Raw genomic sequence first — 24,224 nt, forward strand, 5'->3', positions numbered from 1 at the left:
CCGGAACCTCAGTGCCACACGCGAGGTCCGTGCACGTGTTGAGCCGGTTCACCAGCAGGCGCTCTTCCGCGCGAAGCAGCTGCCACCGTGAGCCCCGGCCCGCGCCCCGCCCGCGACGACCGCCGACGAGCGCGTGATCTGCCGCTGTGGCCTGTCTGAGCCCCGTGAGGGTCTGGGTGGCTCGGAGCCGCTCGGAGTTCGTACGGGTGATCCGCTCCGGCGCGGCGGGCGAAGGGTGGCGCCGGGCCGTTACGGTCGTCCCCTGCCTGCGGGTCCAGGAGGTTTTCGCTCGGGCTGTGCCACAAGGCCGACGCCATCGGCTCCGTCTCGGTCACCGAGACCACTCTGATGTCCGTCCCGACCGGCGGTCGACCGAGCGAACTACCGGGAACTGTGGGGCTGATGACGAAACGAGCCGTGATGCTGTCGTTCGCCGGGGCGCTCGTGCTGGCCGGGCCCAAGGGGCGGCTTCCGGGCGGCGCGGCGGTTGAGCAGCCGGTAGGGCTGGACGGTGTCCGGGGGTCGGCAGTCGCCGAGCATCAGCAGCCGCTGCGGTCCGGGTATCGGTACGTCATCGGCGTCTGCGACGGTCAAGTCGCTGCCCGGGACGTCTGGTTCGCGATCCCCGCGGACGGAGACCGGCTGACCACCGCGAGGGGCCGGTGGGCCGATGCTGCCGCTCACCAGAACCCCGTACGCCCGCATCACCTGTGCACCGACCCCGAGACGCCCGCACCGGGAATCGGGGAGCTCGGCGGACCCGGCCGCGCTGTTCAGCGCTGGCCGGGGCCGCCGTCCTCGGATCAGCTGCCCCAGATCCCCACGCCGCGCTGCGACTTGTCGGTCACGGCGGCCACCACCACGCCGCTGCCCGTCGGGTAGTCGAGCAGGGCCGCACCGCCACCCGCGCCGGGGTGCGATTCGGTTGCGGCGGCCATTCCCGTGAGCCCGGTCAGCGTGAGACCGGTGATGAGCGTGATGGCCGCGAGGCGGCTTCGTGTGCGTCGCTTCGACATTCTTGGATGTCCCTCCCGTGAAAGCGGCGGTACGGCACCGCCCGGTGGAAGCATATGCCGCCTGCCGTATGCCCGTTCGCCTCCGCGTGTGGAGGAGTGGCGAGCGAAGCTCAATGGGAGCCGTAGTCCGTGGCCGCCTTGGCGAGTTCGGCGGCTTCGGCGCGGGCCGTGAGGAGGGCGGCCCTGAGCTGTGTGGCGGTCGCCTCGTCCACGAAGCCGACCACGCGGTCGCCGGCCTCGTCGAATTGTGTGGCGGTGACGGCCCATGCCATGACGCACTCGATCAGGGCGGAGCGCGCGTCCTTGTACGCCTCGGTGGCCGCTTCGTCGCCCGAAGGCCCGGCGGCAGCGGCGTTGGCCGCGGCCTGCTCGCTGAACGTACCCAGGACCTGCCGGAACGCTTCCTTGCCCTCCGGCGTACTCAGGTTGCCAGTCAGGTCGTTGATGTCCGCTTCGCTGATGCCCGTGAGCAGGTTGGCGAACCTCGCCACCCGGCCGTACACCTCTGCGGGTTTCGGGGTGAGTGTGGTGGGCCAGGTCGACTGTACGGTCGAGAGGGTGGCGAGAGTGGCGGTGAAGGTCTCAAGGGGCAGTAGCGGGTCCTGGGAGGGCATTCTTCAACTCCACGGATCGTCACACCTTCCGTCACCCCAACGGCAGCGCAGATGACGGTTGTTGGCGATTCCAGCCTGCCACAGGCGCGCGGCCCCGTAGCCGACGTTCGCGTGCGGATCCACGCAGTGGCGGCGTTCGCCAGGAGGTGCCGGTGGCACCTGAGGCACCGTCGCAGTGCGACGGCGGGAGCCGGTGGGGGCTGGGTGCGGGTGGTGGGGGCGCCCGGCGGGGGTGAGCGGGGGCGATCGGATTGTTCATGTATCTGGTCGATGCAGGGGGAAGTCTGACGGGTTCTCCCTTTTCCGGGAAGTTGAACCCTCTATCGTGCCACGGTGTGCGCGGTAGGCCGTCTGCGGTGGCGAGGCGTGGTCGGTGTTGCTGCCCGCAGGCCCTGCTGTACGGGTACATCGCGTCGGCATCGGGGCGCGGGGCCCAGTCGGACCCCGGACCGCGGCGGCGCCATCGGGAAGGGACGACGATCACATGGTGTCATCCGCACGGGTCGGCTCGCGTCCGGCGCGAATAAGACGGTCCTTGGGGGTCATCGCAGGCTGCGGGGCCCTGTTGGGCACGACGCTGGTCGCGTTCGCGCCCACAGCGTCGGCGGACGAGGTGTGCGGCGCCCCGGTGGTGACGGACACCGCCACGACCATCACCTGCACCGCCGAGGGCACCGGCAGCGTGACGGTGCCCGACGGCGCCACGTCCGGGCACGTCGTCCTGCTGGGCGCGGGCGGCGGCCCCTCCTCCGACGGTGTGCCCGGCGGCAAGGGCGCCCGGGTCGAGGCGACGCTCGCCGTGACGCCCGGGGCCACCCTCAACGTCGCGATCGGCGCCCAGGGCTTCACCTTCGACAGCTATCCCGGGTCCGGCGGCACCGGTGGCGGCCTCGTCGCCGTCACCGCCGCCGACAACTCCCCGCTGCTCACCGCCGGTTCCGGCGGCGGCGCGGGCGGCCCCGGCATCGCCACCCCGGCCTTCCCCGGCACTCCCGGCGGTGACAGCGGCAGCCCCGGCAGCGCGGGCGCGGGCGACTCGGTCGGCGGCGGCGGAGGCCGGGGCGGCGCGGGCACCGCGACGGCGGGCGGCGCCGGCGGAACGGCGGCCGGCGCCGGGCAGACCCCCGGCAGCAACGCCGGTGCCCCCGGCGGCTGGCCGAACGCCCAGGGCGGCGCCCCCAGCGGCAGCATCTACTACAACGCCGGCTTCGGCGGCTACGGCGGCGCGGGCTACGGTTCGGGCGGCGCGGGCGGAGGCGGCGGCGTCGACGTCAACTCCAGCGGCGACCAGACCGGCGGCGCGGGCGGCAGCGGCGGCGGTGGTTCGAGCCGGGTCTCCGGTACCGTGCCCGGCTCCCCGTCCTCGGTCACCGACGGCGTCAACTCCGGCGACGGATCCATCGTCTTCACCTTCCGCAACGGCAAGGCCGACATCGCCGTCGGCATCACCCCGACCACCCACCTGGGCATCCTGGTGCCCTACCTCAGCTACAACCTGACCGCCCGCAACATCGGCCCCGACGCCGTCACCTCCGCCACCCTCACCGTGACCCTGCCGCCCGGCGCACGAGCCACGAACCTGGCGGCCGGCTGCACCACCTCCGCCACGACCGTCACCTGCTCGTACGGCGCCATCGCCAGCGGCAGCACCGCGGCGAAGTCCTTCCGTGTCCCGCTGGGCCTGCTCTCCCTCGGGCCGCTGTCCGTCACCGGCACCCGAACCGCCTCCGCGCCCCTCGACCCCGACCCGGCCAACGACAGCGCCACGGCCACCTGCACCGTCGTCTCCATCATCCTGGTGACCTGCCCCTGACCGACCCGATCGACCCCTCGCCCCTCTTGGCTGCGTGGTACGGCTCGGTGCACGCCGAGCCGTACCACCGCCGTGGGGGGCGTGAGGCTGCCGCTCGGTGGGAGACGCACCTGCGGCATGTGCCAGTGGCCAGGTCGGTCAGCGAACCCTGGCCGGTGTACGACGACGTGGGCAGCGGCCCGAGCGTCCATCAGACGTCGGACTGGTACGCGTACACGGGGCGGCACACCGCTCCGAAGGCCGAGGTGCTGCGCGGCCGCTGCACGTGCGGGTGGCGCGGGGCGGAGACGTACCCGGTCGACTGGGACGACGTCGACCGCCGCGCCCCCTATCTCCACGACACCTCCGGTCCCGAGCGGGACTGGGAGCGGCACATGGACGAGGTCGCCGCCGGGGCGCCGGCCATGCCCGAGGACGTCGAGGTCCTGGTGCGGACGTTGCGGGACCGGATCGTCGACATCGAGGGCGACGACCCGCTGACCGCGCTCCGGATCGCCGTCGTACTGGAGGCCGTTGCCCTCCCGGCCGGTGAGTACGCCGCCCGCGAGGCCGCCCGCAAGCACAGCGAACGGGAGATCGCCGTCGCGCTCGGGATGACCGAGGACGCCGCGTCCTCCCGGCTGCGGCGCTACCGGTGGTCGCGCTCGTGGTGAGCGGCGCCTGAACCAGCCCCGTACACGTGCCGGTCATGCCCGGGGCAGAGCCGCACGGGTCGGCTGCCGTCCGGGGCGTCGTCGGCGAGGCCGGCCAGGGCGTGTGCACCGCCGCCCGAGCAGGCCGCGCCACGGTCACCGTCGCGCCGCGGTCGCCGTCGCGTCGCGGTCGCCGTCGCGTCGCGGTCGCAGCCGCCCGTGCGGCGGGGTGTTCCTCATCCGCCGTCGCGAAGGATCTCCTTCGCCGAGCGCAGCTTCCGCTTCTGCTCGTCCTGCGCCGCGCGCAGGGGCCGGGCACGCTCCTCGATGAGCTCCCGCTCGTACGCCGCGGAGACCAGGACGACGGTCTGCAGGTACCCGGTGCGGCGCTTGCAGGTGATGTCCGTGACCGCCGCCGAGATCTCGGCGGGTGAGGGCGGCGGCAGGGTCGCTCCGGGCGGTACGGGCAGGCCCCGGCCGAGCAGCGTTCTGTCGTGGCCGGGAGCCAGCGGATCGGCGTAGTCGTAGCCCGCCCGCTTCATGCAGACGCTCCACCGTGAGACGGCGGCCTTGACACGGCTGTCCTGGTAGGTGGCGCCGAGCGACACCGACCTGAGCTCCTGGACGTGCATGAGCAACGTCGTCGGGTTCGGGCCGCCGAGCTTCTTGCGCGCGTCACCTTCGCAGCCCCCGCCGGGCTTCTTCGGATCGCCGAAGTACGCCCGCACCACCGCCGGAGCCACCTTGGCGGGGGCCGCGGCGGTCCCGCCCTTGGACCGGTGCGGCGGCGAGGGCTCCCGGTACCCGTAGACCTTGGCGGCATCCATGTCGATCAGGCCGTAGAGGACGTACGGGGCGGGCGCCTCCGGGCCGCTGGTGAGCAGGAGCGACGCGGGGAGTTCCATCCCCTGCGCCCGCATGCACTGCTTGGCGAGCTCGTTCTCGGCCAGGACGATCGTCGTCTCGTCGGGCGCGGAGACGTACGAGTCCAGCGGAAGGGTCATCGACCCGTCCGGCCGGAGGACCGCGCCGCCGCCCGTGAAGGCGACCGGCTTGGCCGGATCGCCGGACGTCGCCGTGCCGAGCGAGGGAATCGACGGCTCCGCCGCCCTCGCCCTGGCCGTCGCCCCTGCCGTCGCCCCTGCGGCCGACGTGCCCGACGTGTCGCCGTCGGTGCTCGCGCTTCCGCACCCGCCGAGCGCGAGGACCGCCGTCAACGCGGCGACGGCCGTCCACAACGGCCGCCTTGATTCGTACATGGCTTGCATCGTCCTGACTCCGACTCGATCCGGTGGGTTCACGCGAGAGGGCGCGGGGGCCCGCCCGGCCCCGATCCTTGGGTCCTGGGTCCTGGGTCCTGGGTCCTCGAGTCCTCGCCTCCTCGGGTCCTGGAAGCGCGGGGTCCGCCGGACGGTCCGGCGGACCCGCGCGTTCGTTCCCTACTTCCAGCGCTGGTTCTCGTTGTTGTAGTCGGTGGCGTTGGCGTAGATCCCGCCGCTGCCCTCGTCGTCCAGCACGTAGCCGGTCTGCCGGTTCTTCAGCTTCCAGCCGTCGGAGGCCGGGATCTCGTACCAGCGCTGCCACCAGTTCGTCTGGTCACGGTTGTTCCAGCAGTTCTCGACGTACACCTGGCGGTAGTACCCCGTGAGGCAGCGGCTGGAGCCGTCGGAGTTGTAGGTGCCGGTGCTCATGTTCCAGCTGCCGTCGCTGTTCCAGACCGCCCACCAGTCGGGCTCCCACTGCACCCCGCCCCGGTCGCCCTTCACGCCGCCGCCGGAACGCTCGTACGTGAGCCAGAGCTTGGACTTGGTGTTCTTCCAGGTCACCCATGCGTCCGCCGACGCCGCGCCGGACGCCGACATGACCAGGGCGGGAACCGCTGCGGCGACCATGATCGCTCTGACTGTCTTCTTCACGCCAATTGCCTTTCCATAGGCGGTGAGGACCCTGATTGCGACCGGGTCCGAAGGGGCGTGCATCAGCCTCACATCGCTCAGACCGTCGCGTATTGCACAAATGCGAAGTGGATCTTCGGGCGTGGTGCGGGGCGGGGCGGGGCAGCGCGGGGCGGCCGCCGAGCTCACCAGCCGCATATACGACGAGTGTTGATTACACGACAGATGTTGATTAACTTGAGGGCATGAGGCACATCGAAGTGTGGGCGGACGTGGTCTGCGCCTGGGCGTACATCGGCAAGCGTCGGCTGGCAGTGGCACGCGAAGCGTGGCGCGGGGAGCCGGTCGAGGTGGTGTGGCGGCCGTTCCGAATCGATCCGATGGCGCCCTCGCGGGCGGAGCCGCTGGACGAGGTGCTGCGGGATCCGGTGGTGGACGCGGCGCTGCGGGGCTGCGCGCCCGGGATGAGCGCCGCCGAGAATCGGGTCAGGGTCTCGGAGATCGCCGCGGCCGAGGGGATCGGGCCGCGCTGGGGCGCGGCGTGGCGGGCGTCGAGTCATGACGCGCACCGGCTGATCGCCCTGGCGTACGAGCGGGGTGGCGCCGTGTTGCAGGACGCCGTGCTGGAGGGGGTGCTGCGCGCCCACTTCGTGGAGCAGCGGGACATCAGCCTGGCGGCGACGCTTGAGGAGATCGCCGCCGCGGCCGGATTCGCCGAGGGGGCCGTACTCCTGGCCGAGGGCGGAGCCGAGGAGCAGGTACGGGAGACCTTGCTGCGCGGCAGGGCGATCGGCGTGGCCACCTCGCCGACCCTGGTGATCGGCGGGGAGGCACTGGCCGGGGCGCACGCGCCGGAGGTGATCGCCGAGTTCGTGGCGCGGGCCGTCGCCGAGCCGCGGCGTGAACTGCCTGCCGAGGTAGAGCGGTTGAGGCTGGCCGAGGCGCTGCTCGACAAGGGGGATCCGCTGGGCTGCCTGACACTGCTGGGTCCGCTGATGACGGAGCACCCCGAGGAGCGGAGCGTACGGATGCTCGCCGCGCGCGCCCACTTCCACTCGGCGCAGTTGTCGCGGGCACGCGGTGGGCTGGAGGCGCTGGTGGCGGAGAACCCGGACGATCCGTATGTACGGCTGCTGCTGGGCCGGACCTTGGAGCGGCAGGGCGCGACGGAGGAGGCCGCACCGCATCTGCGGATGGCCGCCGCGATGAATCCCGAGTACGGACATGTGAGTTGACCTCCGCGCGCGGGAGCAGGCCCGGACCCCGGTGGCGGTCCGAGTCCGCTCCCGTGCGCGTCGGAGGCAGGAGGTGGGGGCGCGGGCGGGGGCGGGGCACCCAGCTCCACGACATACGTCGCTTAACAAACACGCGTTGTATGTGCGTCATGTGATGTGGAACCGTGGGCGCATGGCGAACAACTCCCGTGCCCGAGGCACCTCGCTCGACCCGCGCGTGCGGCGCACCAGGGCGCTGCTGCGCGCCGCCGTCCTGGACCTCTCCTTGGAGAAGGACCTGGACAGCATCACCATGAGCGACATCGCGCAGCGCGCGGAGGTGAACCGGGCCACGGTCTACCTGCACTACAAGAACCGGGAGGACCTGCTGCTCGACGCCACCGAGTCGACGATGGAGGGGGTCGTCGAGGCGGCCCGCGCGTGCCGGCTGTCCGCGGACGCGCAGGTCCTGTCCGACACCACTCCGGTGCATCTGGTGAACCTGTTCACGCACATCGACCAGCACCGCGCCGTCTACCGCAGGATGCTGGGCGAGGACGGCAGTTCACGCTTCGCCGCCCGCCTCGAACACCTGCTGGCGCGGGCTTGGTTCGAGCAGCTGCGGGACGAGGCCCCGGAGGCCGCCCCGGACGAGACGGCGTTGCTGGTCCGCTCGCACTTCCTCAGCGGCGCCGTGCTCGCGGTCGTCGGCCCTTGGGCGCGTGGCGAGTTCGACGGGGCGGGGGCGGGGGCGAGCACGGGCGCCGGTACGGGTACGGGGGCGGGTGCGGGTCGCATGAGCGTGGCCGAGGTGTCCGCGCTGACCTGGGCGCTGATCCGGGGCAGGGGCTGACCGCGGCGCGGGCGCCCCTGCCGGGCCGGGAGCGGCGGCTCAGGCGCGCTGCGCGGCGATCTCGGCGGGGCTGAGGATCTGATCGGCGGGCGGCGGGGTGGTGTCGACGGGCTTTCCGTACTCGGTGAAGTAGAGGTCACCGGGCGCGCTGCCACCCTCGGCGGTGATGCGAACGAGGTACGGCTTGCCCTTCCCGGCGACATGGATGGTGCTGACGATGTCGTCCTTGCGCTGGTACAGGACCGCGACGGGCTGCCCGCCCTCGGTGGTGTCGGCGCCGCGGGTCACGCCGCCGGTCGCTTCGTCACCGAGCATCCCGGTCATCTTCTTCAGATTGCAGAGGTTGGCGCCCATGCCGTTGGCCATCCGCCGGTCGGCCTTCACCCAGCGGTTCTTGAACAGCGCGATGCCCTTCTCGACCCTCTCGGGAGATACGCGGCGGCCCGGGTTCCCCTTCTGGGAGGCGGCGACCGACCCACGCCAGAACCGCTCGTCCCCCTTCATGTAGATGAGGTCGTCGCCCTTCTTGATGAGGTCCAGGGTCCCGCCGCCCCCCAGGGTGATGCTGCCGCGGCACGAACCATGACGGTCCAGAGCCAGGTCCATCTCCATGCTCCGGCCGCCGATGACGACGTCGCCCTTGACGCGCATCGACGTGGCGGACGCGGTCACGTCGCGCGCCCGGCGGTCGAGCTGCTCGGCGGTCATGCCGGCCAGCCCGTCCCCAGGTCGTGCGGTCGCGTCCTTGCTCTTCGAGCCGGTGTCGGCCTTGTCGGGACCACAGCCGGTGGCGACGGCGGTGACTGCGGCGATCAGCAGCGCGGCCGTGGTGGTGGCGGTGGTGGTACGACGAGTGATGATCTGGTGGTGCACGTGCGGGTTCCCTCCCCTTTGAACGCGCTCACATTAGAGGATGCGAGGCGCCGGGCGGTAAGAGGTTTCCGCAGGCCAGCCCGCTGCGCCGGGGCACACGGACACGTGGACCGCACGCGCGCGCCCCACGCGCGCCCCGGCTGCGTCCCCTCCCGGGGCGACGCATCGGGTCCGAATCGGGTCCGAATCGGGTCCGCAGCGGGTCCGCTCAGACGAGGCCCGCCGCGAGGGCGCGGCGGACCGCGTCCGGGCGGTCGCGGATCGCCGCCTTCGCGAAGAGGTTGTTGATGTGGGTCTTGACCGTGGCCTCGCTGATGAAGAGGTGTTCGGCGATGGCCCGGTTGGGCAGGCCCTGGCCGATCAGGGCGAGGACCTCGCGTTCGCGCGGGGTGAGGTCGTCGGGCAGTGGCTGTGCGGGCTGCGCCGGGGGTGTGCGGGTGCGGGCGGTGGCGAGGAGGCGGTCCTGGACCTCGCGGTCGAGGACGGACTGGCCCGCCGCCGCGGCCCTGATGGCGCGGGTGATGTCCTGGCGTCCGGCGTTCTTCGTCAGGTAGCCCCGGGCGCCCGCGCCCAGCGCGCCCAGGATCGAGTCGTCGTCCGCGAAGGTCGTCAGGACCACGACCGCGACCTCCGGGTGCTCCGCGGTGAGCCGGCCGGTCGCCTCGATGCCGTCCATCACCGGCATCCGCAGGTCCATCAGCACCACGTCCACCGGCCCGGCCGCGACCGCGGCGAGGACCTCGCTGCCGTTCGCCGCGGCCGCGACGACCTCGATGTCGTCCGCCAGCGCGAGCACCGCGGCGAGGGGCTCCCGTACGGCGGCCTGGTCGTCGGCGACCACCACCCTCAGGCAACGTTCCGGTTCCGTCGTCCCCGTCATCGCGGGATCACCGCCTCCACATGCCAGTCGCCCTGGTGCGGGCCTTCGGTGACCGGGCCCGCGGTGAGCGTGCCGCCCAGCAGGGCGACGCGCTCACGCATCCCGATCAGTCCCATGCCGCTGCCCCCGCCCGTCCCGGAGGACGCGCCCGCACCCGGTGCGCGGGCGGCGGGGCGGTTGCGGACGCTGAGGGTCGTCGACTCCTCGGTGAACGCCAGCTCCATGCGGACGGCTCCCCCGGGCGCGTGCCGGGCCGCGTTGGTCAGGGCCTCCTGGCCGATCCGCAGCAGGTTCTGCACGGTCCGCGCGGGCAGGTCGCGCACCGTGCCGGTCACGGTGAGGGCGTCGTGGTGGCCCGAGGAGGCGAGCATCGCGGTCAGCGTGTCGACCAACGGCAGGGTGTCCTCGCGCAGCGCGTGCACGGTCCACTGGGCCTGCCGCAGGCTCTCCTTGACCAGCGCGTGCGCCTTGCCGTGGGCCTCGCGGACCTTGGCCAGGTCGCCCGTCTCGATCAGCGCGTCGGCCAGTTCCAGCTGCATGTTGATCCCGGCGAGCGAGTGCGCGAGGACGTCGTGGACGTCCCGGGCGATCCGGCCGCGTTCGGCGAGGACCGCACTCTGGGCCTCGGCCCGGGCGGCGCGTTCGGCCGCCTCCGCGGACTCGATCGCCGCCCGGACGGCCCGCCGCTGGCTGCGGTTGACGATGCCGACCACCACCGGGGTCCCGGTGACCAGGCCGAGCACCCACGGCAGCAGTTCGTGCCCGGGCCCGAGACGGAGGAACAGCACGGCGCCGCAGAGCACACTGCACAGCGCCGCGAGGACGAGTGCGGGCCGGGTCTCCAGCCGGTAGCCGATGTGCCCGGCGAGGAAGAACGCGAAGAGGTAGGCGCTGCCGCTGCTGCTCAGACCGATCAGGGCGGCCGCCGCGACGACGCCGAGTCCGAGCCAGGCCATCGCCAGCCGGGGCGGGACCTTGTGCTCGGGCAGGCGCCGGGCGAGCAGAGCGGCGGAGTTGACCACGAAGAGCAGCAGCACGGCGAGCCCCTGGCCGCTGAGGCCCATCGGGCGGATGGTCACGATCCCGGAGATCACGACCGCGAGCGACGCCACCCACTGGATCCGCGAGTCCTGCCCCGGGACGGGACGCGGCCCCGTCTCCCGGGCGGTGTCCTGCCCGGGAGACGGGTTGCTCCGGTCCATGGCCATGGGCCGACGATACGACATGATCACGCGGCGCGGCCGAGGACGGGGATCCGGTGCTCCGCCCCGACCGCACGGCTGCGGAGGTAGATCGTCGCGACCCGGCTGACGACCTCGACGAGCGCCATCAGGACGAAGGCCGTGACCCATGCCTGCGAGGTGGTGATGTGGTGCGCGAGGCTGAAGCGGGCCACGTCGTCCGCGCCTCCGGCGTGCTCGACCCAGATCTGGAAGCCCATGCGGGCGCCCATGCCGACGATCCACAGGACGGCCGACACCACACCGGCCTTGATCAGGAGCTGTCCGTCGACCGCCCGGATCCGGGTGTAGATGCCGCCCGCGATGCCGAGCGCGGCACCGACGGCCGTCAGGGCCCCGATGAGCACGAGGTCGTTCCCGCCGGTGGGGATCGAGTCCAGGTACGAGTACGCCACGAAGGCCACGATCCCGAGCGGGATCAGGAACGTCCTGCGGTCGAGACGGCCTTCCCGCAGCTGCCGGAAGACGACGAGGACGAGAGCGATGTCGGTGATCCACTCGGTTGTTGTCATGTGCTCCAGACTCCTCGCGGGACGCCGTTCGCACCTGGACCCATGGGTGGAGATACGGGTGGAGACGTCGGCCTCGGGGACCCGCGGGCGGTGGGCGGCACGCGGCCGCCGACCGGAAAACGGCGCGGAAGTGCGTGATCCTGAACGTGAAGGACGACGGCGTATGGAGGACGACGTGGACCACACCCCGCAGGCACCCCGGACGCCCCGCACGCCCCACGCACCCTTGACATGCCTGGTCACCGGCGCCACCGGCTACATCGGCGGCCGTCTCGTCCCCGAGCTCCTCGACGCCGGGCACCGGGTCCGCTGCCTCGCCCGCTCACCTGAGCGGCTGCGCGACCACCCCTGGGCCGACCGGGTCGAGGCTGTGCGCGGGGACGTCCTGGACGAGGCCATCACGACCGCCGCCCTGCGCGGTGTCGACGTCGCCTACTACCTGGTCCACTCGCTCAACAGCGGATCCCGGTTCGAGGAACGCGACCGGGCGGCGGCCCGTGCCTTCAGCCGGGCGGCGCACACGGCGGGCGTCCGCCGGATCGTCTACCTCGGCGGTCTCGTCCCGGCCGACCGCCCGCAGGCCGAGCTCTCGCCCCATCTGCGGTCGCGCGCCGAGGTCGGCGAGATCTTCCTCGAAGGGCCCGTCCCGGCGACCGTGCTCCGGGCGGCGGTGGTCATCGGGTCGGGGTCGGCCTCGTTCGAGATGCTGCGGTACCTCACCGAGCGGCTTCCCGTCATGGTCACGCCGAGCTGGGTCGCCACCCGGGTCCAGCCGATCGCCGTCCGGGACGTGCTGCGCTACCTCACCGGCAGCGCCCGTATGCCGGCGGACGTCAACCGGGCCTTCGACATCGGCGGGCCCGACATCCTCACGTACGAGCAGATGATGCGCCGGTACGCCGAGGTCGCCGAGCTGCCGCCCAGGGTGATCCTGCGGGTCCCGATGCTCACCCCGCGCCTGTCCAGTCTCTGGATCGGGCTCGTCACCCCCGTCCCGCGCGCCCTGGCCAGGCCGCTGGCGGAGTCCCTGCGTCACGAGGTCGTGTGCGGCGAGCACGACATCGCCCGCCATGTCCCGGACGAACCGGGCAGCCCGCTCTCCTTCGACCGCTCGCTCCGGCTGGCCCTCCAGCGGGTCCGCGAGGCCGACGTCACCACCCGCTGGTCCAACGCCTCGCTCCCCGGCGCGCCCAGCGACCCCCTGCCGACCGACCCCGACTGGGCCGGCGGCAGCCTCTACACCGACCGCAGGACCCGGAGCACGGCGGCGGGCCCGCACGAGCTGTGGCGGGTGATCGAGGGCATCGGGGGTGACAACGGCTGGTACTCCGCCCCGCTCGCCTGGGCCGTCCGCGGCTGGCTCGACCGGCTCGTCGGCGGCGCGGGCATCCGCCGGGGCCGCCGTGACGCCGCCCGGCTGCGGGTCGGCGACTCGCTGGACTTCTGGCGGGTCGAGGAGATCGAGCCGGGCCGTCTGCTCCGGCTGCGCGCCGAGATGCGGCTGCCTGGACTCGCCTGGCTCGAGATGTACGCGGACCCGCACCGCGACCGCGACGGCGGCGCCCGCTACCGCCAGCGGGCCCTGTTCCATCCGCACGGGCTGATCGGGCACCTCTACTGGTGGAGCATGGCACCGTTCCACGCGGTGATCTTCGGCGGCATGGCCCGCAACATCACCCGCGCCGCGGAGCGCCTCGCGGACGTGTCGCCGCCGCCGGGGTGAGCCCGCCAGTCCCTCAGTCCCCCAGTGCCCCCAATCTCCCCGAGTACCCCAGTGCCCCAGTGACTCAATGGCTCGCTGGCTCAGGCCCTCAGTGGGCCGCCGCGACCGACGCCCAGATGCGGTCCGAGAGGACCCGGGCCGCCTGGTCGAGGGTGATGTCCTCCGGGGCCGCGAGCCAGCGATGGGCGGTCACCGCGACCGGGCCGACGATCAGGACCTCCAGGAGCGGGTCCGGGATCGCGGCGATCTCGCCGGTGGCGGTCCAGCGGCGGAGGTGGTCGGCGACGCGGGGGAAGTGGTCCGGTTCGACGCCGCGGGCCCGGTCGGCGTCGACCGCCAGATAGCTGGAGTACGCGGAGCCGTGCAGATAGCGGGCGACGGCCGGGTTCTCCTGGATGAAGCGCAGATACGTCGTCACGAAGGCCCGGATGCCGGTCCGCGCGGTCCTGGCCCGGTCGACCGCGCCGAGCGCCTCCGCGTACGTCTGCTGCAGGCAGGCTCCGTACAGCGCCGCCGCGAGTCCGTCGAGGCTGCCGAAGTGGTGGTACAGGCTGCCGAGGCTGACCCCGCTCGCCTTCGTCACCGCGTGGACGGTGAGTCCGGCCTGTCCGGACGTGCTGAAGACCTCCAGTGCCGCGGCCAGGAGACGTTCGACGGTGGCCTCGCCACGGGACTGCTTCGCCATGTCAGGAGTATAGGCGGACGTGAAGATCTCGAATATTTTTCTAGAAACATGCTCTAAATGCGAGCGCCTCGGGGCCATACTGCGCCCATGGATGATGTGTTGATGAAGTTCGTCTCGGCCGCCCTCACCGGGCTCCTCGTGGCTCTCGTCGGCTACGCGAGCGTCGCCCGCCGACGCCGCCAGGTGGCCCGCGCCGAGGCCGCCGCGCAGCACGCCGCCGAGGACCCCACGCAGGCCCTGCTCCGGCGCGCCGAGGCCGCCGACCGCGACCGCGACGCGCTCACCTCCGAGGCCCGCTTCGCCGCGGCGCTCGACCAGGCCCGGGCCGCCGTCGACCACTGGACCGCGCTCACCCAGGCCCGCCCCGGCCGCTTCCAGGAGCAGCGCCAGAACGCCCTGCACCGCCTCGAAGAGCTGCGCATACTCGCCGGTTCGGTCTGACCAGGACGGACGTACCTCCATGGCCATCGCCCAATGGACCGGCCGCCGCCGGGACACCGCGGTCGTGTCCGCCGACATCGCCCGCGCCCTCACCACCGAACTCGCCCTGCCCGCCGCGCCGCCCGCGCAGGTCCTGCCGGGCGACAGCGCGGGCGTACCGGCCGGCAGCCTGCTGCCGCCCCGCGAGCGCATGAGCGGCATGCCGGCGCCCACCCACTGCTTCGTCTACGTGGACGCCCGGGCTCCCCGCCCGTTCGAGCTGCGCGCCTCCGTCATGACCGGCCGCGCGATCCGCAAGAGTTTCGGCCTGGGCCTGCTCCAGTACGCGGTGCCGCTCACCGTCACCGTGCCCGGCCCCGTCTCGCTCGGTGAGCGTCAGCGGGGCCGCCCGACCGGCTTCGACGGCGACCAGGAGACGGTCCGGCGGCTCGGCGCGGACGCCGAACTCCTCGCACTCGCCGAGCGGGTGTCCGCCACCGCGGCGGGCCCCGATCTCACCCACCAGTGGACCGTCGAGCGCCGCCTCACCGTCGAGCCCCAGGTGCGGGGCGGCCTGCTCCTGGCCCGCACCCTGCACCGCCAGACCTCCGGCGGCTGGACCCTCTCCGCGGCGGCGGTGCTCAGTCTCGCGGCCAGGATCGAGGCCGTGCTGATGTGAGCGCTGCCGAGGCGCCGACGTACCCAGGTGCCGACGTGCCGACGTGCCGACGTGCCGAGGTGCCGAGGTGGCCACGGGCCGACGTGTCCTGGGCCGGGACGGGGGTCCGGCCCGGGGCACGTCTTTTGTACGGTCGGCCGGTCACTCCACGTCGAGCACCTTGGTGACGACCGGTGTCCCGGCCTCCACCGTGCGGCTGACGGTGCAGAGCTTGTCGTGCGAGGTCTTCACCGCGCGCGGCAGGATCGCCCGCGCCCGGTCGCCGGTCTCGCCCTCGGGGAAGGCGACGGCGAACGCGACCTCCAGGTCGGTCATCCGGTTTCCGTCGTCGTCCGCCACCTTGTGCCCGGTGACCGTGAGGCCGAAGACGGTCGGCTCGGTGTGCCGGGTGGTGGCGACGTCCACGTCCGCCGCCGAGCAGCCGCCGATCGCGGCGAGCAGCAGCTCGACGGGGGTGAAGCCGCCCTCGGAGCCGGTGCCGAAGGTCAGCGTGTCGCCCCGCGTGTTGGTCGCGGTGAACCGGCCGGGCCCGGTCCGTTCGATGGTGACGGAGCGCAGTGAGTCAGCAGTCATGTCCCCGAAGGTAACCCCGGCGCCCGGGCGCCCGGCGCACCCCGCGCCGCCCGGGCGCTTCGGCCGGGGACGAGGTCAGGGACGGGCGAGCGGAGGCGGCGGATGCGGAGTGGCGGGTCCGGCGGATCCCGGGTGGCGGGCGCGGCGGTTTCGGGCGGCGCGGCGGCGATTCGCGGCGGCTCGGGAGGGGTACCGCTTCCCTCGGCCGGGGCAGGGACCATACTGGCCGAGCCCTCGTCGCCCACCGAACGGTTCCATGGCCAAGAACAGCACCCCAGCGACCCCCTTCCCCGACACCGTGTGGCTCGGGCGGGCCCGGCATCTCGGGCCCGAGCCCGAGCGGGACGTCCGGCGCAACCTGATCGCCCTCAAGGCGGCCCGGGTGATCGACGACTTCCTGGACCTCGATCCCGTCGAGGCCGCCCGCTCGACGGACCTCTATCCCCGGGACGAGTCCGCCGACCCGGGACCCGGGGCCCGCCGCGTCTTCGAGGCGCGCTGGCGGGTGCGCGACGACGTCGTCGTACGGGCTCAACTGGTCACGTACGACCCCGAGTCCCGGCGCGCGGACAAGGGCGGCGTCACCTGGGTGCTCGCCGCGGAGGCGGAGCGGGCGTGGGAGGCGGGCTGGCCCTCCCCCGCGACCATGTTCTGGCCGGACAGCGACCGGATCGAGTGGGACCACGAGATGGTGCCGGGGGTGCGGCTGCGGTCGGTGAACCATCTGCCCAAGGACGACGACGAGGCGCGCCGTCGCCTGCGCGAATGCGGTCGGCAGAGCTGGTTCGTGCACGTCCTGGTGCACGAGGCGATGACCCCGGAGGCCGCCGGGCAGCGGCCGGTCACGGCGTTCCTGCCCGCGAGCCTGCGCCACCGGGTGGTCGAGCACCGGGCCGCGCCCGACCAGGCACTGACCGCCGACTTCGTGACGAAGCGTGAGCTGGGGGTCGGCATACCGCGCGGCGGCGCGGTCGTGCTGCCCATGGGGCCGCCGGTGCCCGGGTACGACGCCGAGCGTTTCACGGTGCCGCACGTCTTCCTCGACGGTTCGGAGCCGACCGCGTTCCTGGACCTGATCGTCGAGTTCGCGACCCTGCCCCGGCCGATGCCGCCGGAGGCCGAGCAGGCCCTCACCCGGCTGCGGCAGGGCTGGCACCTGCTCACCCCGGACGAGGAGCTGACGCACGCGCGGGCGATGGTCACCCGGTACGCCAAGGCGCTCGCGGCCATGACGGAGTCCTGCGACCTGTACCGGGAGGCCGCCGAGTCGGCGCTCGCGGCGCTTGCCGAAGCGAACGGTGGCGGCGGGGCAGCGGGGGCGCTTCCGTCGACGGCGGGCCGGGCGGAGGAGTCTCCGCTGAAGTCGTTCACGAAGTCGCTCGGGCTGTTCCGGGGGCCGAAGAAGTGAGCCTGGTGCCCCGTCCTCGCCCCGTCCTCAGCGTGGGTCCCGCGCCTCGTTTCGCCGCCGCGCGCCGCTTCTCGGTAGCGTGAGCCCGTGCCGCCGGAGCGACCGGGCGGCCCGGAGGGTCCGTACCAGGGCCTCCGGCGGAGCGTGATGGGGCCTGCGATGAGCGATGAGACGAGCGAGCGGACGAAGCCGGTGGTCGAGGTCCCGGAGGGCGAGGCTCCGGCCGAGCTGACGATCCGCGACCTGATCGTCGGCGACGGCCCCGAGGCGAAGCCGGGCAACGTCGTCCAAGTGCACTACGTCGGTGTCACGTTCGCGTCCGGGAAGGAGTTCGACGCGTCCTGGGACCGGGGGGTGCCGTTCAAGTTCGCGGTGGGCGGGGGCCGGGCCATCAAGGGGTGGGACCGGGGCATCAGGGGGATGCGGGTCGGCGGGCGCCGCGAGATCGTCGTACCGCCGCGCCTGGGGTACGGCAATCAGTCGCCGTCGTCGCTGATCCCGGCGGGTTCGACGCTGGTGTTCGTCGTGGACCTGCTGTCGGTCGTGGCCTGAGCCGGCCGTTCGGCCGACGAGGTCCCACCGTCGCACCGTCGCACCGGGATCGAGCGGGGCGGGGTTTCCCCGTTCGACGGACCTGACCCCGAACCCGAACGCCGGAGGCCGACTCGACGGACGCCGAAGGGTGGCATGACGGACGCCGACCGCCGACGCGTCGGTGGGGCGGCGTGCTCAGGCGTTCCACCACGCGTCGGTGCCACACCCGACCTCGTAGTGCCACCAGCCTTCGGCTTGCCCCTGTTCCAGGAGAGCCTTGATCCCGGCGAAGTCCGCGCCCGCCGGTGCCGTCAGGGCCACCATGGGGAAGTCCTCGCTGAAGACCTCTCCCCCGAGCCCGAACCCCGAAAGGCGCTGATGCACCGCCCGCGGACTGCGTCCCAGCGGGCCGGTGGGGACGGGCACCACGCGGATCGTGCAGTTTCCGGACGCGCTGACCCGCCCGGTGGCCCAGTGGAGCCCCTAGGCATCGGTCCGGTAGCGCACCACATCGCCCTCGGCGACCCCGTCCTGAAGGAACGGCACGTTTTCCACCCGCGCCGTGTCATCGCCGAGCGCCGTCGCCCACAGCCCCTCGGTGTCCTGCGGGATCCATCCCTCGCGAGGGACGAACCGGAACCAGATCTTGACCTTCCCGACCACGTTCTCCATGACCGCCATCATGTGCCGACCGCCGGCGGCCTCGCGCACCGGGTCTGAGGTGGAGCTCGCCCTCCACGGCAGGGGGCGGCCGTCCGTTGCGTACTGGAGTGCTGGGTTCCCTCTTGTCAGCGTGTTCGCCGCGTCCCTACCGTGGTCCGGCGAGTCCTCGGCCGCGCGGGTCCACCGGTCCGCGCGGCCGTTTCCTGCTCTTCGGCGCACGACAAGACCTGGAGGCATCACATGCCCGTAGCCGTGCCGGAACTTCTGGAAGTCGACGGATTCCGTGACGCGGGTCCGCTCGGGATCGACGACGAGGCGATCCCGTTCGAGGACGACGACCGCAGCGACCGCGAGTACGCGGCCTGTCTCGCCGACCCGTGGGTGACCGCCACGACCCGTTTCGCGTGTGACCTGAACTCGTAGCGTGCTCGCCGTTTCCATCGCCGGCCGCACGGGTGGGGCCGACGAGACCTGGTCGTACCTCAACGATCCGCGTATGCCGGCGATGGAACACGGCTGGAAGCTGCACGTCTCGGCGCGGCCCGGCGAGCTCGACGACGTGATCGGGCTCGTGCTGCCGGTGCTGGCGCGGCACGTCTGTCACGCGAAGTTCGCCCGCGATCCGGAGACGCTGCGGCGGCTCAACTCCGGTACGCAGAGCGCGGGAGCGGTCGGCAAGGCGATCACCGTCTACCCGGCGGACGGCACCGTGGTCGAGGTCGCACGGGAGCTCGCCGCCGCGCTGCGGGGCCGGGAGGGTCCGCAGGTCGTGAGCGACCGGCGGGTCGATCCGGCGGCCCCCGTCTACTACCGCTACGGCCCGTTCACCGGCGAGTACCGCACGGGGCGGAGCGGGCGGCTCGAATCCGTCATGACCGGGCCCGAGGGACAGATCTTCGACGGGCTCGCCGTGGGGCGCTACCGGTGCCCGCCGTGGGCCGAGGACCCGTTCACGACCGGCGCGGGGCAGGGATCCGGACCCGCCGGGGCCGTGGGCTCTGGGACCGAGGGCTCCGGGGCCGGATTCGGCGGTGGCCGCTACACCGTCACCACCGGCATCACCCGCGCCGCCACCGGCAACGTGTACCGCGCCGTCGACCGCGCGCTCGGGCGGCCGGTGGTCGTCAAGCAGGCGCGGGCGTACGTGGGCGAGGACGAGTCCGGTACGGACGCCCGGCACCGGCTGCGCAACGAACACGCCGTCCTCACCGCGCTCGACGGGGTGACCGGCGTGCCCCGCGCTCTGGACTACTTCGCCCACGGAGCGGACGAGTACCTGGTGATGAGCGACTGCGGCGGCCGGGACCTGCGCGGCGAGGTGCTGCGCGACGGGCCGTTCCGGGATGGACCGTTCCGGGACGGGCCGTTCCGGGACGACGCCGACCGACCGGGCGCCGGAGGTCCAGGTGCCGGAGGTCCAGGTGCCGGAGGTCCAGGTGCCCTGGCCGCGCTCGCCGCCCGGCTCCTCGGCATCCTCGACGCGGTGCACGCCCGGGGCGTGGTCGTCCGCGACCTCAAGCCCGACAACATCGTGCTCGACGCGGCGGGCCCGGGCGCCTGCCACCTCGTCGACTTCGGCATCAGCGAACGGCACGGCGCCGGGCCGGGCGGTGCCACCCCCGGGTACGGCGCGCCGGTGCTGCCGGCGAGCGGGCCCGCCGCCCCCGCCGACGACTACTACGCCCTCGGCGCGACCCTGCTGTTCGCGGCCACCGGCATGGACCCGGTGCTCGTCGACGCCGACCGGCGGGTCAACCGGGACCGGTCCCTGGACTGCCTCGCCTGGGCGCTGCCGGGCCCCGCCCACCGGGACGTCCGGGCGACGGTGGCCGGTCTGCTGAGTTTCGATCCGGCGGTACGGGCCGGCGCCGCCGACCGGCTGCGCACCGGTACGCGGCCCCCGGCCGGGCGGCGGCCCGTACGGCCTCGGCTCGACGACGGTCTGCTGGACGAGATCGTCGCGCACACGACCGCGTACTGCGTGGCGGAGGCGCGGGAGATGGTGGACCCGGAGCGGGCCGCGCGGTCGCCGGTCCCGGCGTCCGTCGATGTGTACGCGGGGAGTTCGGGGCTCGGCATCGAACTGCTGCGGCACGCGGACCGGCCTGGGGTTGGGGCCGCCGTGGCGGCGCTGGCGCGGTGGACGGCGGAGCAGCCGAGGAATCTGACGCCCGCCTTCTACACCGGGCGCACCGGGGTCGAGTTCTTCCTCGCGGAGGCGGGGATGGGCCCGGACGTGGTGGACGGACCTCCGCTGCTGCCGGAGCGCGCGCCCGACGGCGGGCCTCCGGAGGCGGACCTGATCGCGGGCGCCGCCGGGATCGGCCTGGGCCGTCTGCTGCTCGCCGGGCACGCCCGGCGGGCCGGTCGTCCGGACCAAGCGGACCGGCACCTCGCCGTCGCCACCCACTGCGCGGAGCTCCTCGCGTCGGGCACCGCCCGCCTCACCGTGACCGGGCCGAGGACGGCGGGCAGCGCGGCGCTCGACGAGGGTCTCGCGCACGGCGAGGCGGGCGTGGCGGCGTTCCTCCTGGAGTACGGCGTCGCGTCCGGAGACCCGGCGGCGGTCCGCCGCGCCGAACAGGCCGTCGCGCGGCTCGCCGCCGTCACCCCCGACATCGTCGCGGCCTCCGCCGCACCGGGCGCGACCCGCCGCTACGGCTCCTGGTGCCGGGGCCTCGCGGGCATCGGCACGGTGCTCGTCCGGGCCTCCGTCCTGCTCGACGAGCCCGCCCACCTCGCCCTCGCGGCGCGGGCCGCCCGGGCGTGCGCCGCCGTGGCGCCGAGGATGCCGCTGGTCACCCAGTGCTGCGGGCTCGCCGGGGTGGGTGAGTTGATGGTGGACGTTGCGCTGGCCTCGGAATCGGCCTCTTCCGCGTCCGCTCCCGCGTCGGAGGAATTCTGGGCGGCGGCCGGGACCGTGGCGCTGCTCATCCTGAGCCGCAGCGGCGGCAGTTGGAGCCGTCCGGTGTTCCCGGACGCGGGTCTCACCCGACCGAGCGCGGGCTGGGCGGGCGGTTCGGCGGGTGTGCTGGGCTTCTTCCGGCGGCTGCGGGACCGGGACGGGCCGCGGTTGGGGCTCCTGGCTGCCTGAGCCGGATTCTCGTGGTCCCGCCGTACGGCCGTGGCTTCTTTCACGAGAACCGTTCTCGGTTCGGGCACAGATCTTGGGGAGCGATCACGGATCGCGGCGATACAGGAAGTGCCGATGTCAGCGGGCCCACGTAGCTTTCGACTGACCGCCCGGCCGGGTGGTGAGGAGGGAGTGCGACATGGAGTGGGTCAGGGACGCGCGGCTGGCAGCCGGGCCTGAGGCCACCTGGTACTTGGAGGCGGCTTTCACGCCCGGTGCTCACCTCGGGACGGTGTACGACGATCCGTTGACGCCGGTCGTCGTGACGGGTGTCGAGGAGCTGACGACGATCCGCGTACCGAGCGGCCGGCTCGTCGTCGATGCCCCGTGGCACGACGACGAGGTCTGGGAGTACCAGAGGGGGCTGCCGACCAGGCCCCCGCGGGAGCTGGCGGTGCGCATTCCCCCGGGCGCCTACCGGGTGGAGATCGCGTGGACGACAGACCCGTACGCGTTCACGGGCGAGCACGTCGACGGCGTTGAGTGCGCCGCAACGCGCCTGTGCATCAGCGACGACCCCGTCGTCGGATGGGAGATGGGCTTGAGCGTCGATGACGACATCGCCCGACTTCAGCCGGGCGATGAGCCCCGCTTCTTCGCCGATGCCAATGTCGGCTGCTTCGCCGACGCAGGCGCGTGGAAGACCTTGTCCGCACCGTTTCGCACGTTCGTGGACGGGGTCCCTGCCCCGCGCGATTCCGAGCAGCTGGCCGACGGGTGCGAACGGGTACGCGATGAGTCGCGGCAAGCCGATCTGGTTACGTTCGGGGCCGAGTCCGGCGGCATCGTCTGGCTCGGCCGCACGAAGACCGGCGACGTGGCGGCGATCGTCGTCACCAGCGGCATGCCCGACGCCACAGCATGACATCGCTGCCACCTCTCCCTGCCCTGCAAGTCGCACAGCTCGACGTGGTCAACCGCGCGTACGGCGCAGCCAGCCGGGAGAACGGCTCGGCGAACGTTCGGCGCGGACAGTCCGCCGGGCCATCAGCCGGACCACAAAGCCCTGCTCAGCGAGCGGTCGCACAAGTCAGTCACTCGCAATCGAACACCGAGGTCCTGCTCCGCGATGGTTCCCCAAAATCTGTGCCAGAACCCCGTTCTCGTGGACGAGCCCACGGCCGGAAGGCCCGGACCTAGCTGGTCCGGGCCTTCCGGCGTCAAAGAAGCATCAGGCGCGGGTCAGCAGGAGACCGTGCCCCTGCGCAGCGCGTGGCCGCCGTCGTTCGCGTCGTCCGCCCAGTAGACGGGCTTCGTGCCGGCGACGCACTCGTCGGCGCCCGCCAGGGAGAAGCCCTCGTTGTTGTAGTTGGACATGCCGGTCGGGCGGTTGTAGACGGCCGTCGTGGTGAAGGCGCCGGTGGTGTCGATCTTCAGGGTGCGGTGCTGGCCGTCGCAGGTGTCGTCGCAGACCGCCCAGAGGCGCGCGGCCTGGGGCTCCCACTGGAGTTCCATCACGCCGGACATGCCGCTGCTGAAGGAGGCGACTCGGGTGTACGTGCCGGAGTCGGCGAGGACGTAGCCGTGGACCATGCCGGTGCCCTCGACGCCCACGAAGAACACGCCGCCGCTGTGCGCGGCGTAGCGGGCCGGGTCGTACGCGGCGCCGGTGGTGGCGTCCTTGAAACCGGCGCCGGTCAGCGCGGTGTCGGGGATCCAGGTGATGCCTTCGAGGCCGAGGTTGGAGCCGGTGGAGGGCAGGTCGGCGGTGAGGTTCCACTCCCTGGTGGCGGTCAGGCTGCTGCCGGTGCCGCTGACGTCGTACTTCAGCACCGACAGGCGGCTGGTGCCGGAGGCGTCGCCGTTGCGCTCGCTCGCGACGAACGCGCCGCCGGCGGAGCCCGTACCGGTCAGGGTGACGCCCTCGCTGTCGGCGCTGCCGGAACCGCCCGGGAAGCGCAGGGTCTTGCCGGAGGTCCAGCCGGACGTGGTGTCCGGCTTCCAGCCGCCGGAGCCGTCCTTGACCAGGCGCCACAGCTTGCCGCTGTTCTGCGCGCCCCACATCACCGCGCCCTCCTGGTAGAGGCCGCTGAGGTCCTGGCCGAACACGTTGGAGCCGTCAGCGGTGGCGACGGAGCTGCCGCCGGGCCAGGCGACCGGCGTCGTACCGCCCCCGCCGCCAGTGCCGCAGTTGTTGGCCGCGCCGAGGGTGACCTTGGCGACCTGCTTGAAGGCGCCGGTGCCGTCGGCGCAGCGGGACCAGGAGGCGTCGGAGTGGTCGCTCCAGGAGAAGCTGTCGACGAGGGTCTTGCCGTCCGCGAGGTAGAGGCGGGCCTGGTCGGCGGAGCCGAGGCCGAACTTGCCGCTGACGTCGAAGGACCGGAAGCCCTGCGGGGCGAGCTTGGTGCCGGAGGCGATCTTGTACGAGTGGCTGCTGTCGTCGTCCTTGAGGATCCAGCCCGAGACGTCGATCGTGGCGGTGCCCTTGTTGTAGAGCTCGATCGAGTCGTTGACGCCACCCGTGGTCACGACCTCGTTGACGCGGATGTCGTCGGCGGCGGCCGCGTGCGCGGGCACGCCGGTCAGCGCGCCCGCGGCGAGCAGCGGGGCGGCGACGAGGAGCCGGGAGAGGACGCGGCGCCGGGGGCGGGCGGTCGATGCGGTCACTGGTGTCCATCCTGTGGTTGTCATGGGCGAACGGCCGCCCCGACGGTCCCGGTTCCCGCCGAACGGAACGCCATCGCCCAGGGGGACGGCACGCTAACGGTTGGCCAAATCCCGTGTGCCCCGCGACCGGTCGGCGGAACGCGGGCGGGCCCCGGCCCCCCCGCGGGGGCGGGGGGGGGGGGCGCCCGGGGCCCGGGGGGGGGGCCCCCCCCCCGGCCCCGGGGCCCGGCCCCCCCCCCGGGGCGGGGGCGTTTAA

General features: G+C 73.1%; 23 protein-coding genes and 1 pseudogene. 12 read left to right on the forward strand and 12 right to left on the reverse strand.

Translation table 11 applies throughout. The features are described 5' to 3' along the window. Positions 1 to 803: 803 nt before the first annotated feature. Together ACIPXM_RS32470 and ACIPXM_RS32475 are read right to left on the reverse strand one after the other, a co-directional pair. Positions 804 to 1,016 carry a hypothetical protein gene (locus ACIPXM_RS32470; RefSeq protein WP_401662951.1) on the reverse strand — a complete coding sequence of 71 codons (213 nt, stop codon included), beginning with the start codon at positions 1,014 to 1,016 and terminating at the stop codon, positions 804 to 806. Positions 1,017 to 1,126: 110 nt separating this feature from the next. Beyond that, positions 1,127 to 1,630 carry a hypothetical protein gene (locus ACIPXM_RS32475; RefSeq protein ID WP_401662953.1) on the reverse strand — a complete coding sequence of 168 codons (504 nt, stop codon included), beginning with the start codon at positions 1,628 to 1,630 and terminating at the stop codon, positions 1,127 to 1,129. A gap of 535 nt (positions 1,631 to 2,165) precedes the next feature. Between ACIPXM_RS32475 and ACIPXM_RS32480 the strand changes: the two genes are divergently transcribed. Next, positions 2,166 to 3,443: a hypothetical protein gene (locus tag ACIPXM_RS32480; RefSeq protein ID WP_401662955.1), complete on the forward strand. Its 1,278-nt coding sequence runs from the start codon at positions 2,166 to 2,168 to the stop codon at positions 3,441 to 3,443. Positions 3,444 to 3,568: 125 nt separating this feature from the next. Then, on the forward strand, positions 3,569 to 4,096 hold the full coding sequence (locus ACIPXM_RS32485) for a hypothetical protein (RefSeq protein ID WP_401662957.1): 528 nt from the start codon (positions 3,569 to 3,571) through the stop codon (positions 4,094 to 4,096). A gap of 215 nt (positions 4,097 to 4,311) precedes the next feature. Here ACIPXM_RS32485 and ACIPXM_RS32490 read toward each other — a convergent pair whose 3' ends face one another. Together ACIPXM_RS32490 and ACIPXM_RS32495 are read right to left on the reverse strand one after the other, a co-directional pair. After that, positions 4,312 to 5,334, reverse strand: a complete 1,023-nt coding sequence (locus ACIPXM_RS32490) for a hypothetical protein (protein ID WP_401662959.1) — start codon at positions 5,332 to 5,334, stop codon at positions 4,312 to 4,314. A gap of 180 nt (positions 5,335 to 5,514) precedes the next feature. Next, complete coding sequence (locus ACIPXM_RS32495; RefSeq protein ID WP_401662961.1) at positions 5,515 to 5,991, reverse strand: hypothetical protein; 477 nt, start codon at positions 5,989 to 5,991, stop codon at positions 5,515 to 5,517. 224 nt (positions 5,992 to 6,215) lie between these two features. Between ACIPXM_RS32495 and ACIPXM_RS32500 the strand changes: the two genes are divergently transcribed. Both ACIPXM_RS32500 and ACIPXM_RS32505 read left to right on the forward strand, forming a co-directional pair. Then, a complete protein-coding gene (locus tag ACIPXM_RS32500; RefSeq protein ID WP_401662963.1) occupies positions 6,216 to 7,205 on the forward strand; it encodes a DsbA family protein in 990 nt (329 codons plus the stop codon). Positions 7,206 to 7,377: 172 nt separating this feature from the next. After that, positions 7,378 to 8,037, forward strand: a complete 660-nt coding sequence (locus ACIPXM_RS32505; RefSeq protein WP_401662965.1) for a TetR/AcrR family transcriptional regulator — start codon at positions 7,378 to 7,380, stop codon at positions 8,035 to 8,037. 39 nt (positions 8,038 to 8,076) lie between these two features. Here ACIPXM_RS32505 and ACIPXM_RS32510 read toward each other — a convergent pair whose 3' ends face one another. The 4 genes from ACIPXM_RS32510 to ACIPXM_RS32525 all read right to left on the reverse strand — a co-directional run bounded on the left by ACIPXM_RS32510 (position 8,077) and on the right by ACIPXM_RS32525 (position 11,543). Further along, positions 8,077 to 8,910: a hypothetical protein gene (locus tag ACIPXM_RS32510; RefSeq protein ID WP_401662967.1), complete on the reverse strand. Its 834-nt coding sequence runs from the start codon at positions 8,908 to 8,910 to the stop codon at positions 8,077 to 8,079. 208 nt (positions 8,911 to 9,118) lie between these two features. Continuing rightward, the gene (locus ACIPXM_RS32515; protein WP_401662969.1) at positions 9,119 to 9,790 is read right to left on the reverse strand and encodes a response regulator; all 672 of its coding nucleotides are present in this window, start codon (positions 9,788 to 9,790) and stop codon (positions 9,119 to 9,121) included. Then, positions 9,787 to 10,998 (reverse strand): sensor histidine kinase, encoded by a 1,212-nt coding sequence (locus ACIPXM_RS32520; RefSeq protein ID WP_401662971.1) that lies wholly within the window; start codon positions 10,996 to 10,998, stop codon positions 9,787 to 9,789. Before ACIPXM_RS32520 ends, ACIPXM_RS32515 begins: the two co-directional genes overlap by 4 nt. A gap of 20 nt (positions 10,999 to 11,018) precedes the next feature. Beyond that, positions 11,019 to 11,543, reverse strand: a complete 525-nt coding sequence (locus tag ACIPXM_RS32525; protein ID WP_401662973.1) for a hypothetical protein — start codon at positions 11,541 to 11,543, stop codon at positions 11,019 to 11,021. Between the two features lie 163 nt (positions 11,544 to 11,706). On the opposite strand from ACIPXM_RS32525, the gene ACIPXM_RS32530 reads away from it, so the two are divergent. Beyond that, entirely contained in the window at positions 11,707 to 13,266 is a 1,560-nt protein-coding gene (locus tag ACIPXM_RS32530; RefSeq protein ID WP_401662975.1) for an SDR family oxidoreductase, read from the forward strand. Between the two features lie 88 nt (positions 13,267 to 13,354). Here the strand turns inward: ACIPXM_RS32530 and ACIPXM_RS32535 are convergent, their stop codons facing one another. Continuing rightward, on the reverse strand, positions 13,355 to 14,029 hold the full coding sequence (locus ACIPXM_RS32535) for a TetR/AcrR family transcriptional regulator (protein WP_401662977.1): 675 nt from the start codon (positions 14,027 to 14,029) through the stop codon (positions 13,355 to 13,357). Positions 14,030 to 14,038: 9 nt separating this feature from the next. On the opposite strand from ACIPXM_RS32535, the gene ACIPXM_RS32540 reads away from it, so the two are divergent. Further along, positions 14,039 to 14,392, forward strand: a complete 354-nt coding sequence (locus ACIPXM_RS32540) for a hypothetical protein (RefSeq protein ID WP_401662979.1) — start codon at positions 14,039 to 14,041, stop codon at positions 14,390 to 14,392. A gap of 19 nt (positions 14,393 to 14,411) precedes the next feature. Further along, on the forward strand, positions 14,412 to 15,050 hold the full coding sequence (locus ACIPXM_RS32545; protein WP_401662982.1) for a hypothetical protein: 639 nt from the start codon (positions 14,412 to 14,414) through the stop codon (positions 15,048 to 15,050). Between the two features lie 141 nt (positions 15,051 to 15,191). Here the strand turns inward: ACIPXM_RS32545 and ACIPXM_RS32550 are convergent, their stop codons facing one another. Next, positions 15,192 to 15,623, reverse strand: a complete 432-nt coding sequence (locus ACIPXM_RS32550; protein WP_401662984.1) for an OsmC family protein — start codon at positions 15,621 to 15,623, stop codon at positions 15,192 to 15,194. 256 nt (positions 15,624 to 15,879) lie between these two features. Between ACIPXM_RS32550 and ACIPXM_RS32555 the strand changes: the two genes are divergently transcribed. Together ACIPXM_RS32555 and ACIPXM_RS32560 are read left to right on the forward strand one after the other, a co-directional pair. Continuing rightward, the gene (locus tag ACIPXM_RS32555) at positions 15,880 to 17,031 is read left to right on the forward strand and encodes a hypothetical protein (protein WP_401662986.1); all 1,152 of its coding nucleotides are present in this window, start codon (positions 15,880 to 15,882) and stop codon (positions 17,029 to 17,031) included. A 159-nt stretch (positions 17,032 to 17,190) separates the two neighbouring features. Then, complete coding sequence (locus tag ACIPXM_RS32560; RefSeq protein WP_401662988.1) at positions 17,191 to 17,583, forward strand: FKBP-type peptidyl-prolyl cis-trans isomerase; 393 nt, start codon at positions 17,191 to 17,193, stop codon at positions 17,581 to 17,583. A 177-nt stretch (positions 17,584 to 17,760) separates the two neighbouring features. On the opposite strand, the pseudogene ACIPXM_RS32565 reads toward ACIPXM_RS32560, so the two are convergent. Next, positions 17,761 to 18,249: pseudogene (locus tag ACIPXM_RS32565) on the reverse strand (DUF4265 domain-containing protein). 219 nt (positions 18,250 to 18,468) lie between these two features. On the opposite strand from ACIPXM_RS32565, the gene ACIPXM_RS32570 reads away from it, so the two are divergent. The 3 genes from ACIPXM_RS32570 to ACIPXM_RS32580 all read left to right on the forward strand — a co-directional run bounded on the left by ACIPXM_RS32570 (position 18,469) and on the right by ACIPXM_RS32580 (position 22,226). Beyond that, positions 18,469 to 18,651: an SflA family class IV lanthipeptide gene (locus ACIPXM_RS32570; protein WP_401662990.1), complete on the forward strand. Its 183-nt coding sequence runs from the start codon at positions 18,469 to 18,471 to the stop codon at positions 18,649 to 18,651. 1 nt (position 18,652) lies between these two features. Next, a complete protein-coding gene (gene lanL, locus ACIPXM_RS32575) occupies positions 18,653 to 21,322 on the forward strand; it encodes a class IV lanthionine synthetase LanL (RefSeq protein ID WP_401662992.1) in 2,670 nt (889 codons plus the stop codon). Positions 21,323 to 21,500: 178 nt separating this feature from the next. After that, positions 21,501 to 22,226 (forward strand): DUF4241 domain-containing protein, encoded by a 726-nt coding sequence (locus tag ACIPXM_RS32580; RefSeq protein WP_401662994.1) that lies wholly within the window; start codon positions 21,501 to 21,503, stop codon positions 22,224 to 22,226. A 317-nt stretch (positions 22,227 to 22,543) separates the two neighbouring features. Here ACIPXM_RS32580 and ACIPXM_RS32585 read toward each other — a convergent pair whose 3' ends face one another. Continuing rightward, the gene (locus ACIPXM_RS32585; RefSeq protein ID WP_401662996.1) at positions 22,544 to 23,968 is read right to left on the reverse strand and encodes a lamin tail domain-containing protein; all 1,425 of its coding nucleotides are present in this window, start codon (positions 23,966 to 23,968) and stop codon (positions 22,544 to 22,546) included. Positions 23,969 to 24,224 lie beyond the last annotated feature (256 nt).

The sequence above is a fragment of the Streptomyces sp. NPDC090025 genome, assembly GCF_044748125.1.
Classification (GTDB): domain Bacteria; phylum Actinomycetota; class Actinomycetes; order Streptomycetales; family Streptomycetaceae; genus Streptomyces.